We start from the raw sequence: 13,118 nt of genomic DNA, 5'->3' as shown, positions 1-13,118 counted from the left end.
GCGAAAGGGCTGCAGCGCAGCCCCAGGATCTTGGCGTAATGGCCGATAGGGTCGGGGCCGTTGCGCGAGCCTTTCGCGACACAAGGCCGCTCCTGCTGGGAATACAGCCCTCAGCGCAGATCGTCGACCATCTTCAGCAGCGTCTCCAGCACCGCTGCGGCCAGCGCTTTCGAGCGTTCGCCCGACCAGCCGGTGCGCGGATTCGGCGCATCGTCATGGTCCTTGAACGGCATCTCCAGGGTCAGCGACAGGCAGTCATGGGCCTGGCCCACGGCGTTGCAGGCCAGGGTCATGTTGGCTTGGCCTGGCTCGTCGCGGGTGTAGCCGTAGGTAGTCTGGAAATCCGGCGTCAGGCTGCACAGCGTGCTGCGAAACTGCTCTTCCAGCTTGGCGATGCGCGGCGTGTAGCCAGGGTTGCCCTCGCAGGCGGCGGTGAACACATGAGGGATCTCCTCGTCGCCATGGGCATCGACGAAGGCATCCACGCCATGCAGCTTCATCTGGCTCTGGGCAAAGAACACCTCGGGGCTCAGTTCGACGCTGGCATCCTGCCAGGCGCGATTGAGGTCCTTGCCCTTGAAGTTGGTGCGCAGGTGGCCGAGGAAGGCGCCGTCCGGGTTCATGTTGGGGATCAGGTACAAGTCGGCCTTGGCCAGCAGCTGCCGGATGACCGGGCCGTTGGCTTCGAGGGCGTCGATCACGCCTTCGATGAACCATTCGGCCATGTGCTCGCCCGGGTGTTGCTGGGCGATGATCCACAACTTGCGCTTGTTCGCGTCACCATTGCCGGCGCGCAACAGTGGGATATCGCGACCCTGCACGCTGCGGCCGCTGGCCAGCAGTTCGACGCCGGGGATCTGCCGGGCGCGTTCGATCAGCTGGTTGTGGCGGGCACGGGGGTAGGGTTCGAAGTAGGCGAACCAGGCCTGCGGCTGCTCGGCCTCGAGTTCGAAGCTCAGGGCCCGGCCGTCGTAGTGGCTGGGCACGCGGAACCAGGTCTGCTGGTCGTAGGAGGCCACGGCGTGGTAGCCGGTCCAGGCGTTCTTGTAGGAGGACTGGTGGGCGTTGTCCAGGCTGAAGCGATGGACCTGACCCGGGGTAAGGCCACTGGCCTTGAAGTGGAACCACTGGAAGTGGTCGCTGTGGCTGTCCTTGCGGATATCCAGGTGGACTTGTGCGGGGTCGCTGGCGTCCTTGACCAGAATGTTGCCGGAGTCGAAGTCGCAGTCGATGTGCAGCGGGGAGAGCGTCACGGTCATTGCCAGCCTCCTGTTGGCGTTGTTGTGACGGTACTCTACACCGCTTGGCGGCGCGTGCGCATGCTGATTGGGATTACTGCATTTCTCTGCAGCAGCCCCTGGGTTTCAGCGTTCAGCAGGGCCGATCCCATTGGCCGATGTCAGGTCAGCAGGCCCAGTGCAACCAGCGCGGCCACGCCCAGGCCGACGGCAATCGAACAGCCGCCCAGTGACAGTGCCGCCCGGCCTTGACGGTACCAGCCGTCCTGCCCCAGTTGTCGCGCCGGGGGCAGCAGGCTGCGCCAGCGCAGCTCGGTGGCATGGAACGCGTGCAGGTGCTCGGGGGCGGCATCCAGCCAACGGCGAAAGTCGATGCGCTCGCTGGCGGTCACCTGCGGACTTTGCAGGCGCACGTACCATTGTCCGGCGACACTGGCCAGGGCATCGCCTGGCTGGCGGCTGGTCTGCAAGGCCTGGTCCATGTGGCGTTCGATGCTGATCAGTGGCAGGTCCAGGCGCGTGGCGATCTCGGCGAAGCCCAGTTGATCGAGGCGGTTGAGCAGGAACACCTGCTGTACCCGGCGCGGCAGGCGCTTGAGCGCATGCAGCAAAGCGTCGTCGGCCTGCCGTTCGGCAGTATGGGGATCGTGCTCAAGGGGCAGCAGACGGGTCATGGACAGCTCCTTGCTCATGGGGGAGGGTGTGGGGGTATCTTCCGTGATGCGGCATCAGCTTAGTATTAACGAGATTGATTCTCAAGTGCTGATTCCGCAAAGTTTTGCAATGAGCGTTCACGCATTGACACACTTTTGCTATCATCGCCGCCATTAAACGATCTTCATTAGCCTGAAGAGCCAAAAAAAATGACCCGGCAAAAAGCCGGGTCAAAAACCGTGATTAGCCTGATGAGGAGATAATCTGAGCGTCCGACCTGAGGACGTTGCAGGTTATCCAGCGGGTCTCGCGACCTGCTGAGCCCAATAGTAATGGTTATCATTTGCCAGTCAAATGATTTTTCTGTCATCCGGTGAAAAAAATACGCCGGTGCGCTTCCTCGTCCCCGGCAATCGGGGCCATTGCCGTTCGTCGGCGATCACGGGCTCCTTATCTTTCCGATGCCTTTTGCGCGGCGTGGCACTGTTCCAGCAGGGCCCGGGCCATGTTGATCATGTGCATCAGCGCGAACACCACTTCCCTTGTCGTGCCCTGTTGATGGGCGGCGGTTTCCTGCGCCGTGGCGGCTGCGCAGCGCAGCAGGGCCATGGCGTGCTCGCTGGCGTCGGCGTTGCTGACGCCTTCGCGCAGGGTCCAGGGCGAGCGCTCCAGCTCGGGCTTGGTGGGAGTGGGGTTGAGGTAATAGTCGAGGGCGCGGCGGGCGGCCTCTTCGTCAAGATCTGTGTCTTCTTTTTTCAAATCACTCATGACTGCACCTATGAAATCCGTTCCAGGACAATGAGTCGTGATGGTAGGTCAATTTGTATTATTTTTGCGTGCTAAGATAATTCTGGATGTGTATTGAAGGCGTTCATCCAGTCCGTATCGTTCTCAGCCATGGAAAACTGGATCGAATTTCTGTCGCGCTACCAGCGCGAGCACAACCTCAAGCAACACCAATTGGCTGAACGCCTGGGCATGACCCAAGGCGGCGTCGGCCATTGGCTGCGCGGCACGCGCAGGCCGACCCTGGCGACCGTCAACGAAAAGCTGGAAAAGCTTGGCCTGGTGTACCTCGAGGCGCGGGTGATGGTGGTCGAGCGAGGGATGACGCGCGAGAGCCGGGGCGTTTATGCGGTGGATCGGCCGGGCTCGGTCAATGACTTGCGCCATGCCAGTTTTCGGTTTCCGGTGTTGCGCTGGGAAGATCTGCAAGGGTCGTTGCCCGAGGCCAGTGAAACCCAGGAGCTGACGGGGTACATGCCTGCTGGCAATGCCTTCTGGTTGCCGGTGGAAAATGACTCGATGAATGCCGCCAGTGGCCGGAGCGTGCCACTGGGGGTGCTGGTACTGGTGGATGCGGGAATTGCAGCCACGCCGGGGCGTCTGGTGGTGGCACGGCAGCCGGGCAAGCCGGCAGTGCTGCGCGAGTTGATCGAGGAGGGCGGGCAACAGATGCTCAGGCCGCTCAATACCTTGTATCCGACGGTGTTGTGCGAGGAGGGGTGCGAGTTCCTCGGGGTTGTGGTGCGGATGCACGGGGTGCTCTAGATCGCGTTGGGGCGACGAGGTGTTCGGCGTGAGTCTTGCGGTGCTCTTGAGATCGAGCGCCGCCCGCGCGGCGCATCGCGGGCTCTCGCCCACTCCCACATCTGTTTCGGGCGATGCAGTCCTGTGAGGGTACCGCTGTACGCCTTGGTGCATGTCTCAAGCCAGGCGAAGCGCCAGCAGCGCCCACGCCGAAACCGCGTCCTGCCAACAAGGCGGACCAGGCAATGCCACAGGAGAGACTGGCCCGAAACAAATGTGGGAGTGGGCGAGAGCCCACGATGCGCCGCGCGGGCGGCGCTCGATCTCAAGAGCGCTACAACTCTCCCGGCGAACCCATGGCAGCCCTCATGCATCTCCCCACACCACTCGATTCTCCTGCCTCTATCCCCTCAGCAGCGCTTTCACCGCATCGCGGGCTTCGCCCGCTCCCACAGTTGCTTTACCCATCCCCAAAGTTGTTTACCCATTCCCACATCTGTTTCGGGCGATGCAGTCCTGTGAAGGTACCGCTGTACGCCTTGGTGCATGTCTCAAGCCAGGCGAAGCGCCAGCAGCGCCCACGCTGAAACCTTGCCATGCCAACAAGGCGGACCAGGCAATGCCACAGGAGAGACTGGCCCGAAACAAATGTGGGAGTGGGCGAGAGCCCGCGATGCGCCGCGCGGGCGGCGCTCGATCTCAAGAGCGCTACAACTCTCCCGGCGAACCCATGGCAGCCCTCATGCATCTCCCCACACCACTCGATTCTCCTGCCTCTATCCCCAGCAGCGCTTTCACCGCATCGCGGGCTTCGCCCGCTCCCACAGTTGTTTTACCCATTCCTACAGTTGCTTTACCCATCCCCAAAGTTGTTTACCCATTCCCACATCTGTTTCGGGCGATGCAGTCCTGTGAGGGTAGCGCTGTACGCCTTGGTGTATGTCTCAAGCCAGGCGAAGCGCCAGCAGCGCCCACGCTGAAACCTCGCCATGCCAACAAGGCGGACCAGGCAATGCCACAGGAGAGACTGGCCCGAAACAAATGTGGGAGTGGGCGAGAGCCCGCGATGCGCCGCGCGGGCGGCGCTCGATCTCAAGAGCGCTACAACTCTCCCGGCGAACCCATGGCAGCCCTCATGCATCTCCCCACACCACTCGATTCTCCTGCCTCTATCCCCAGCAGCGCTTTCACCGCATCGCGGGCTTCGCCCGCTCCCACAGTTGTTTTACCCATTCCTACAGTTGCTTTACCCATCCCCAAAGTTGTTTACCCATTCCCACATCTGTTTCGGGCGATGCACTCCTGTGAAGGTACCGCTGTACGCCTTGGCGCATGCCTCAAGCCAGGCGAAGCGCCAGCAGCGTCCACGCTGAAACCTCGCCATGCCAACAAGGCGGACCAGGCAATGCCACAGGAGAGACTGGCCCGAAACAAATGTGGGAGTGGGCGAAAGCCCGCGATGCGCCGCGCGGGCGGCGCTCGATCTCACTGGCGCTGCATTTCTATCGGCGAACCCCGACACCCCCAGCAACCCTTACCCCCCCTCCAACTCCACCAGCACTGTCCCTTCGCCGACCATATCCCCCTCCTGGCAGAACAGCGCCTTCACCGTCCCGCCATGGGGCGCACGGATGCTGTGTTCCATCTTCATCGCTTCCAGCACCACCAGCGCAGTCCCAGCCTCGACCACCTGCCCAGCCGCCACCAGCACCCGCACGATGCTGCCATTCATCGGTGCGCCCAGGCCGCCCTGGTGGCTATGGCTGGCCTCGGCCGCCGCAATCGGGTCATGCACGGCAACGGCATGCAACTCGCCCTGCCATTGCAGATACAGCACACTGCCACGGCGCACCGCCAGGTGCCGGCGACGCAGGCCATCGAGGTCGTGGCACAGTTGCTCGCCCTCAAGCCGATAGGTCGATGGCGCACTGCGCTCCAGCGCCACGGCCTGCTCATGGCCGTCACACTGCAAATGCAGGCTGCTGCGTGCCGGCAAGCCCAGGCGCAGGCCATCGCGACCGGCCCAGGGCGAGGCGGGGTCGTCCCGGCGCTGCAGCCCGGTTGCGCTCTGCAACCAGCCTTCGGCGGCGGCTTCCCAGAACTGGGCGGGCAACGCCTCGTTCACCGGCAGCAGCTCCTCCTGATGCCGCGGGATGAAGCCGGTGTCCAGCTCCGCCGCGGCAAACGCCGGGTGGGCGAGGATCCGGCGCAGGAAGGCAATATTGGTCTTCAACCCGCCGATGGCGAACTCATCGAGCATCGCCAGCAGCCGCAACCGCGCCTGTTCGCGATCCTGGCCCCAGGCGATCAGCTTGCCCAGCATCGGGTCGTAGAACGGCGAGATCACATCGCCCTCGGCGACGCCACTGTCCACCCGCCGGCCTTCGCCCGGCGCCGACTCACGGTACAACGCCAGGGTGCCGGTGGCCGGCAGGAATTCATTGGCCGGGTCTTCGGCATACAAGCGCACCTCGATGGCGTGGCCGATCAAGGGCACCTGCTCCTGGGTGATCGGCAGCGCCTCGCCGCAGGCCACGCGGATCTGCCAGGCCACCAGGTCGAGTCCGGTGATCGCCTCGGTGACCGGGTGCTCCACCTGCAGGCGGGTGTTCATCTCCATGAAGAAGAACTCGCCACGGGCATCGAGCAGGAATTCCACGGTACCGGCGCCGACATAGCCGATGGCCTGGGCCGCGCGTACCGCCGCCTCGCCCATGGCCTGGCGCAGTTCGGGGGACAGGCCGGGGGCCGGCGCTTCCTCCACCACCTTCTGGTGGCGGCGCTGGATCGAACAGTCGCGCTCATTGAGGTACAGGCAGTGACCATGCTGGTCGGCGAACACCTGGATTTCCACGTGGCGCGGCTTGAGCACGTATTTTTCCACCAGCATTCGCGCATCGCCGAACGACGACTGCGCTTCACGCTGCGCCGAGGCCAGGGCGTCGGCCAGCTGGCTTTCTTCCTCGACCACTTTCATGCCCTTGCCGCCGCCGCCTGCACTGGCCTTGAGCAGCACTGGGTAGCCGATGCGCTCGGCGGCGGCGCGGAAGGTCTCCAGGTCCTGGTCTGCGCCGTGATAGCCCGGCACCAGCGGCACGCCGGCGGCTTCCATCAGTGCCTTGGCCGCCGACTTGCTGCCCATTGCATCGATGGCGCTGGCCGGCGGGCCGAGGAAGATCAGTCCGGCCTGCTCGATGGCGCGGGCGAAGCCGGCGTTCTCCGACAGGAAGCCATAGCCCGGGTGGATGGCCTGGGCACCGCTGGCCTTGGCGGCGGCGATCAGCTTGTCGATCACCAGGTAGCTGTCGGCGGCCTTGGTGCCGCCGAGGTCGACACGGATATCGGCCTCGCGGCTGTGGCGGGCTTCGCGGTCGGTGGCGCTGTGCACGGCCACGGTGGTCAGGCCCATGGCCTTGGCGGTGCGCATCACCCGGCAGGCGATCTCGCCGCGGTTGGCGACCAGCAGGGTGGTGAGGGTGGGACGGCTCATGGGCGCGGTTCCTTGTTGTCTTGCCAGGCGGGGCGGCGTTTTTCCAAGAAGGCGCGCAGGCCCTCCTGGCCTTCGGCGCTGACGCGGATGCGGGCGATGGTGTTCTCGCAGTAGCGGCGCAGGGCCGGGCTCAGTTCACCGTCGTCCACCTCACGCAGCAAATCCTTGGTGGCGCGCAGGGCCTGGGGGCTGTTCAGCAGCAGGTTGGCCACCCAGGCCTCGACCTGGGCGTCCAGCTCGGCGGCCGGGTACACCTCGGCCAGCAGGCCCAGCTCACGGGCACGCACGCCGCTGAAGCGCTCGGCGGTGAGTGCGTAGCGACGGGCCGCGCGCTCGCCGATGGCCTTGACCACGAACGGGCTGATCACCGCCGGGGCCAGGCCGATGCGCACCTCCGACAGGCACAGCTGGGCGTCCTCGGCGCCGATGGCCATGTCGCAGCAACTGATCAGTCCCAGCGCGCCGCCGAAGGCCGCGCCTTGCACCACGGCCAGGGTCGGCATCTTGAGGCGGTGCAGGGCGTACATCAGCTCGCCGAGCTCATGGGCGTCGTCGAGGTTGGTGTTGAAATCCAGCGCGGCCGACTGCTGCATCCAGGCCAGGTCGGCGCCGGCGCTGAAATGCCGGCCACGGCCACGCAGCAGCACGAAGCGCAGGCTGGCATCCTCGGCCAGGCGGTCGAGGGCATGGATCAGCTCGCGGATCATCTGGGCGTTGAAGGCGTTGTTCTTGTCTTCGCGGCTGAGCCACAGGGTGGCGAAGCCGCGCGGGTCTTTTTCCAGTTCGAGAGTCGCGAAGTCGCTCATGGGTCACATCCGGAAAATGCCGAAGCGGCTCTGTTCGATCGGGGCGTTCAGCGCGGCGGACAACGCCAGGCCGAGCACGTCGCGGGTCTGCGCCGGGTCGATGACGCCGTCGTCCCACAGCCGGGCGCTGGAGTAGTAGGGATGGCCCTGGCGTTCGTACTGGTCAAGGATCGGTTGCTTGAGCTGTTGCTCGTCCGCTGCGCTGAACACCTCGCCACTGCGCTCGCTCTGCTCGCGCTTGACCTGGGCCAGCACCCCGGCAGCCTGTTCGGCGCCCATCACGCCGATCCGTGCGTTGGGCCACATCCACAGGAAGCGCGGATCGTAGGCGCGGCCGCACATGCCGTAGTTGCCGGCGCCGAAGCTGCCGCCGATGATCACCGTGAACTTCGGCACCTGGGCGCAGGCCACCGCAGTCACCAACTTGGCGCCGTGCTTGGCGATGCCGCCTTCCTCGTACTTCTTGCCGACCATGAAGCCGGTGATGTTCTGCAGGAACAGCAGCGGGATACCGCGCTGGCAGGCCAGCTCGATGAAGTGCGCGCCTTTTTGCGCGGCCTCGGCGAAGAGGATGCCGTTGTTGGCCAGGATCGCCACCGGGTAGCCGTGCAGGTGGGCGAAGCCGCACACCAGGGTGGTGCCGAACAGCGCCTTGAACTCATCGAACACCGAGCCGTCGACCAGCCGCGCGATCACCTCGCGTACGTCGAACGGCTGCTTGGCGTCGGCCGGCACCACGCCGTACAGCTCATCGGCGCCGTACAGCGGGGCGATCGGCGCCTGGCACTGCAGCTTGCCTTGCTTGTGCCAGTTGAGGTTGGCCACGCTGCGCCGGGCGAGGGCCAGGGCGTGCTCGTCGTTGTCGGCGTAGTGGTCGGCCACGCCGCTGGTGCGGCAGTGCACGTCGGCGCCGCCGAGGTCCTCGGCGCTGACCACCTCGCCGGTGGCGGCTTTTACCAGGGGCGGCCCGGCGAGGAAGATGGTCGCCTGCTGGCGGACCATGATCGCTTCGTCGGCCATGGCCGGCACGTAGGCGCCACCGGCGGTGCACGAGCCCATCACCACGGCGATCTGCGGGATGCCCAGGGCGCTCATGTTGGCCTGGTTGAAGAAGATCCGCCCGAAGTGCTCGCGGTCGGGGAACACCTCGTCCTGGCGCGGCAGGTTGGCGCCGCCGGAGTCCACCAGGTAGATGCACGGCAGGCGGTTCTGCAGGGCGATGGTCTGCGCGCGCAGGTGCTTCTTCACCGTCAGCGGATAGTAGGAGCCGCCTTTGACCGTGGCGTCGTTGGCCACGATCAGGCATTCCACGCCTTCGACGCGACCGATGCCGGCGATCACCCCAGCCGCCGGCACGTCCTCGCCGTACACCTCATGGGCCGCCAGCTGGCCGATCTCGAGGAACGGCGAGCCGGGGTCGAGCAGGCGGTCGATGCGCTCGCGGGGCAGCAGCTTGCCGCGCGAGGTGTGACGTTGCTGGGCCTTCGCGCCGCCGCCCTGGGCGATGTGGGCGAGCAGGCCGCGCAGGTGGGTGACCTGTTCGAGCATGGCCGCGCGGTTGGCGGCGAACTCCGCCGAGCGTGGGTTGATCTGGGTGTGCAGGGTAGCCATGGACGCCAGTTCCTTGTGCTCAGCGGGTTTCGTTGAACAGTTCGCGGCCGATCAGCATCCGGCGAATCTCGCTGGTACCGGCGCCGATCTCGTACAGCTTGGCGTCGCGCAGCAGGCGGCCGGCCGGGAATTCGTTGATGTAGCCGTTGCCGCCGAGAATCTGGATCGCCTCCAGGGCCATCTGCGTGGCGCGTTCGGCGGTGTAGAGGATCACCCCGGCGGCGTCCTTGCGGGTGGTCTCGCCACGGTCGCAGGCCTGGGCCACGGCATACAGGTAGGCGCGGCTGGCATTGAGCTGGGTGTACATGTCGGCGATCTTGCCCTGGATCAGCTGGAACTCGCCGATGCTCTGGCCGAACTGCTTGCGGTCGTGGATGTACGGCACGACCAGGTCCATGCAGCTCTGCATGATGCCGGTCGGGCCGCCCGACAGCACCACGCGCTCGTAGTCCAGGCCGCTCATCAGCACGCGCACGCCGCCGTTGAGCTGGCCGAGGATGTTCTCTTGCGGCACTTCGACGCCGTCGAAGAACAGTTCGCAGGTGTTGGAGCCACGCATGCCCAGCTTGTCGAACTTGTTGCTGCGGCTGAAGCCTTTCCAGTCGCGCTCGACGATGAACGCGGTGATGCCGTGGGCGCCCTTGTCCAGGTCGGTCTTGGCGTAGATCACATAGGTGTTGGCGTCGGGGCCGTTGGTGATCCAGGTCTTGCTGCCGTTGAACACATAGCGGTCGCCGCGCTTCTCGGCGCGCAGCTTCATCGACACCACGTCGGAGCCGGCGTTGGGCTCGCTCATGGCCAGGGCGCCGATGTGCTCGCCGCTGATCAGCTTGGGCAGGTACTTGAGCTTCTGTTCATGGCTGCCGTTGCGGTTGATCTGGTTGACGCACAGGTTGGAGTGGGCGCCGTAGGACAGGGCCACCGAGGCCGAGGCGCGGCTGATCTCTTCCATCGACACCACGTGGGCCAGGTAGCCCAGGCCGGCGCCGCCGTATTCTTCCGGCACGGTGATGCCGAGCAGGCCCATGTCGCCGAACTTGCGCCACATGTCGGCGGGGAACAGGTTGTCGTGGTCGATCTGCGCGGCGCGCGGCGCCAGCTCGGCGGCGGCGAAGGTGCGCACCTGGTCGCGGAGCATGTCGATGGTCTCGCCCAGGGCGAAGTTCAGGGTGGGGTAATGCATGCGCGGGCACCTTGTTGTTCTTGATGTTCGAGGTATCACGGCGGCTTTGCGGGAGCTGGGTTGTGGCAGCGGGCTGGCCTCGCGATGCCCGTCAGAACGGCCAGCTGTATCGACTGGTCCGGCCTCACCGCGGGGCCAGCCCGCTGCCACAACCTCGCTCCTGCCCAGCTGCTGTGATGCGTGGTTGACGTTAACGTAAGCCTGGCTCCGCAGGCTGTCAATCACCTTTACGTAAACGTAAATCTGCGCCAGAGTATTTCGCGCCTGCTTCAGTCATGCCCAGAACAACCACAAGAAGGGACCACCATGCCTCAACCAAGCTATACCCGCGGCCGCCAGGACCACCCTCTGCTGACCTTGACCATCGGCCAGGCCTTCGACGCCACCGTCGCCCGGCATGCCGAGCGCGAGGCCCTGGTGGTGCGTCACCAGGGCCTGCGCTACACCTGGCGCGGGCTGGCCGCCGAGGTCGAGCGCCATGCCCGAGCCCTGCTGGCGCTAGGCGTGGCGGTGGGCGAGCGGGTCGGCATCTGGGCGCCCAACTGCGCGCAGTGGTGCATCCTGCAACTGGCCACGGCCAAGGTCGGTGCGATCCTGGTCAACATCAACCCGGCCTACCGCGTCGGCGAGCTGGAGTACGTGCTGCGTCAGTCCGGTTGCCGTTGGCTGGTGTGCGCCGATGCCTTCAAGACCTCCGACTACCACGCCATGGTGCAGGCGCTGGTGCCGGAGCTGGCGAGCCATTGCCTGGGCGAGCTGGCCAGCGAGCGCCTGCCAGATCTGCGCGGCGTGATCAGCCTGGCCAGCGCGCCGCCGCCCGGCTTCCTGCCCTGGGCGGCGCTGGCCGGACGGGGAGGGGCGGTGAGCGAGGCCGACTACACGGCCCGCCAGGCCAGCCTGCAGTTCGACCAGCCGGTGAACATCCAGTACACCTCCGGCACCACCGGCGCCCCGAAGGGCGCGACCCTGAGCCACTACAACATCCTCAACAACGGCTACATGGTCGGCCGCAGCCTGGGCCTGAGCGAGCACGACCGCATGGTGATCCCGGTACCGCTGTACCACTGCTTCGGCATGGTCATGGCCAACCTGGGCTGCATCACCCACGCCAGTACCATGATCTACCCCAGCGACGCCTTCGACGCCGAGCTGACCCTGCGCACCGTGGCCGAGGAGCGCGCCAGCATCCTGTATGGCGTGCCGACCATGTTCATCGCCATGCTCGATCATCCGCTGCGTGCCCAGCTCGACTTGTCGAGCCTGCGCAGTGGCATCATGGCCGGCGCTACCTGCCCGATCGAGGTGATGCGCAAGGTCATCGAGCAGATGCACATGGGCCAGGTGCAGATCGCCTACGGCATGACCGAGACCAGTCCGGTGTCGTTGCAGACCGGCCCGGACGATGGCCTGGAGCTGCGCGTGACCAGCGTCGGGCGTACCCAGCCGCAGTTGGAGACCAAACTGGTGGATGCCCATGGCGTCATCGTCGCGCGCGGCGAGATGGGCGAACTGTGCACCCGTGGCTACAGCGTGATGCTCGGTTACTGGAATGACCTGCAGGCTACCCATGACGCCATCGACCCGGCTGGCTGGATGCACAGCGGCGATCTGGCGGTGATGGACGACGACGGCTACGTGCGTATCGTCGGGCGCAACAAGGACATGATCATCCGCGGTGGCGAGAACATCTATCCGCGCGAGCTGGAGGAGTTCTTCCACACCCACCCGGCAGTGGCCGAGGCGCAGGTGGTGGGGATTCCGTGCAGTCGCTATGGCGAGGAGGTGGTGGCGTGGATCCGTCTGCATCCAGGGCACAGCGCCACGGCCGAGGAGTTGCAGCAGTGGTGCAAGGAACGGCTGGCGCATTTCAAGACGCCGCGGCATTTCCGCTTTGTCGAGGAGTTCCCGATGACGGTGACGGGGAAGGTGCAGAAGTTCCGAATGCGTGAGATCAGCATCGAGGAGATCGCCCGGGAATGAGTGCTGGATGATCTGTTCCAGGCACTGTGCCAGGGAGTGGAAACCGGCCATTGGCGTGGTGCTCATCGAGGCGGATGTGGGCATGGTCGGGGCGGACGTTGCCGTTGCCACTGGCAGGACTGTCAGGGGGGGTGAGCAAGGATGATTTCGGCAACAGCGTGCGATGCACCAGGTCGACCAGCTCGGCGAAGGTCATGTAGGTGTGGATCTGCTCGTCGATGCGAATCTCGAACGACTCTTCGATAAGGGCTTGCAGCTCGAACACGTCGAAGCTGTCGGCACCCAGCTCGTCCAGGGCGATGTCCGGGCGGATCCGGTGCAGGCTCTGTTCGAGGAAGTTGGCGAGGAGCCCTTGCAGGTGGAGGGCGATGTCGAGGTGCGCGTGCATGCGGAACGGGTCATCAGAGGTGGAAGTGTTCTCTGTACGCCGGTTGGTCGGGAGCGGCTACTGGTAGAACTGTCAGGTGCCTCTGACCTGGTTTTGTGCTTGGTCGGCGTTGGTTTGCCGGGACGCAGCGGCGTAGCCGGTGGCCGTTACCGAGTTGTCTGCTTCGCCAGCAAGGCTGGCGCCTGCGGGTCGTGCAGGATGGGGCGGGAGCGGGCTTGCCCTGTGGCAGAGCCTGTCG

General features: G+C 65.4%; 10 protein-coding genes. 2 read left to right on the top strand and 8 right to left on the bottom strand.

The features are described from left to right. Positions 1–110: 110 nt before the first annotated feature. The 3 genes from F3J43_RS15855 to F3J43_RS15845 form a co-directional block, all read right to left on the bottom strand. Positions 111–1,259: a M14 family metallopeptidase gene (locus F3J43_RS15855; protein ID WP_166888292.1), complete on the bottom strand. Its 1,149-nt coding sequence runs from the start codon at positions 1,257–1,259 to the stop codon at positions 111–113. 140 nt (positions 1,260–1,399) lie between these two features. After that, positions 1,400–1,912, bottom strand: coding sequence for a DUF4880 domain-containing protein (locus F3J43_RS15850; protein WP_166888288.1), 513 nt, complete (start codon positions 1,910–1,912; stop codon positions 1,400–1,402). A gap of 430 nt (positions 1,913–2,342) precedes the next feature. Beyond that, positions 2,343–2,660 (bottom strand): DUF6124 family protein, encoded by a 318-nt coding sequence (locus F3J43_RS15845; protein WP_166888286.1) that lies wholly within the window; start codon positions 2,658–2,660, stop codon positions 2,343–2,345. A gap of 129 nt (positions 2,661–2,789) precedes the next feature. Between F3J43_RS15845 and F3J43_RS15840 the strand changes: the two genes are divergently transcribed. Further along, entirely contained in the window at positions 2,790–3,443 is a 654-nt protein-coding gene (locus tag F3J43_RS15840; RefSeq protein ID WP_166888284.1) for a LexA family protein, read from the top strand. Positions 3,444–4,956: 1,513 nt separating this feature from the next. Here F3J43_RS15840 and F3J43_RS15835 read toward each other — a convergent pair. From F3J43_RS15835 to F3J43_RS15820, 4 genes are read right to left on the bottom strand one after another with little or no spacing between them, the layout of a single operon-like run. Next, positions 4,957–6,912 carry an acetyl/propionyl/methylcrotonyl-CoA carboxylase subunit alpha gene (locus F3J43_RS15835; RefSeq protein WP_166888281.1) on the bottom strand — a complete coding sequence of 652 codons (1,956 nt, stop codon included), beginning with the start codon at positions 6,910–6,912 and terminating at the stop codon, positions 4,957–4,959. Further along, on the bottom strand, positions 6,909–7,718 hold the full coding sequence (locus F3J43_RS15830; RefSeq protein ID WP_166888278.1) for a gamma-carboxygeranoyl-CoA hydratase: 810 nt from the start codon (positions 7,716–7,718) through the stop codon (positions 6,909–6,911). Before F3J43_RS15830 ends, F3J43_RS15835 begins: the two co-directional genes overlap by 4 nt. Positions 7,719–7,721: 3 nt before the next feature. Then, positions 7,722–9,329 carry a carboxyl transferase domain-containing protein gene (locus tag F3J43_RS15825; RefSeq protein WP_166888276.1) on the bottom strand — a complete coding sequence of 536 codons (1,608 nt, stop codon included), beginning with the start codon at positions 9,327–9,329 and terminating at the stop codon, positions 7,722–7,724. 19 nt (positions 9,330–9,348) lie between these two features. Then, complete coding sequence (locus tag F3J43_RS15820) at positions 9,349–10,512, bottom strand: isovaleryl-CoA dehydrogenase (protein ID WP_166888274.1); 1,164 nt, start codon at positions 10,510–10,512, stop codon at positions 9,349–9,351. Between the two features lie 306 nt (positions 10,513–10,818). Here F3J43_RS15820 and F3J43_RS15815 point away from each other — a divergent pair, with 306 nt between their 5' ends. Then, positions 10,819–12,492 carry an AMP-binding protein gene (locus tag F3J43_RS15815; RefSeq protein ID WP_166888272.1) on the top strand — a complete coding sequence of 558 codons (1,674 nt, stop codon included), beginning with the start codon at positions 10,819–10,821 and terminating at the stop codon, positions 12,490–12,492. Here F3J43_RS15815 and F3J43_RS15810 read toward each other — a convergent pair. Further along, a complete protein-coding gene (locus F3J43_RS15810; RefSeq protein WP_166888270.1) occupies positions 12,464–12,880 on the bottom strand; it encodes an acyl carrier protein in 417 nt (138 codons plus the stop codon). The genes F3J43_RS15815 and F3J43_RS15810 overlap by 29 nt on opposite strands. Between the last annotated feature and the right edge of the window lie 238 nt (positions 12,881–13,118).

The organism is Pantoea sp. Cy-639, from assembly GCF_011752525.1.
GTDB lineage: Bacteria > Pseudomonadota > Gammaproteobacteria > Pseudomonadales > Pseudomonadaceae > Aquipseudomonas.
Note: the sequence above shows the minus strand (reverse complement) of the source record. Positions and strands in the feature narration are given on the sequence as shown.

What these genes read in the sequence shown, in the direction of transcription:
- F3J43_RS15855 (WP_166888292.1), bottom strand. Translation starts at nt 1,259, where the DNA reads ATGACCGTGACGCTCTCCCCGCTGCACATCGACTGCGACTTCGACTCC.
- F3J43_RS15850 (WP_166888288.1), bottom strand. Translation starts at nt 1,912, where the DNA reads ATGACCCGTCTGCTGCCCCTTGAGCACGATCCCCATACTGCCGAACGG.
- F3J43_RS15845 (WP_166888286.1), bottom strand. Translation starts at nt 2,660, where the DNA reads ATGAGTGATTTGAAAAAAGAAGACACAGATCTTGACGAAGAGGCCGCC.
- F3J43_RS15840 (WP_166888284.1), top strand. Translation starts at nt 2,790, where the DNA reads ATGGAAAACTGGATCGAATTTCTGTCGCGCTACCAGCGCGAGCACAAC.
- F3J43_RS15835 (WP_166888281.1), bottom strand. Translation starts at nt 6,912, where the DNA reads ATGAGCCGTCCCACCCTCACCACCCTGCTGGTCGCCAACCGCGGCGAG.
- F3J43_RS15830 (WP_166888278.1), bottom strand. Translation starts at nt 7,718, where the DNA reads ATGAGCGACTTCGCGACTCTCGAACTGGAAAAAGACCCGCGCGGCTTC.
- F3J43_RS15825 (WP_166888276.1), bottom strand. Translation starts at nt 9,329, where the DNA reads ATGGCTACCCTGCACACCCAGATCAACCCACGCTCGGCGGAGTTCGCC.
- F3J43_RS15820 (WP_166888274.1), bottom strand. Translation starts at nt 10,512, where the DNA reads ATGCATTACCCCACCCTGAACTTCGCCCTGGGCGAGACCATCGACATG.
- F3J43_RS15815 (WP_166888272.1), top strand. Translation starts at nt 10,819, where the DNA reads ATGCCTCAACCAAGCTATACCCGCGGCCGCCAGGACCACCCTCTGCTG.
- F3J43_RS15810 (WP_166888270.1), bottom strand. Translation starts at nt 12,880, where the DNA reads ATGCACGCGCACCTCGACATCGCCCTCCACCTGCAAGGGCTCCTCGCC.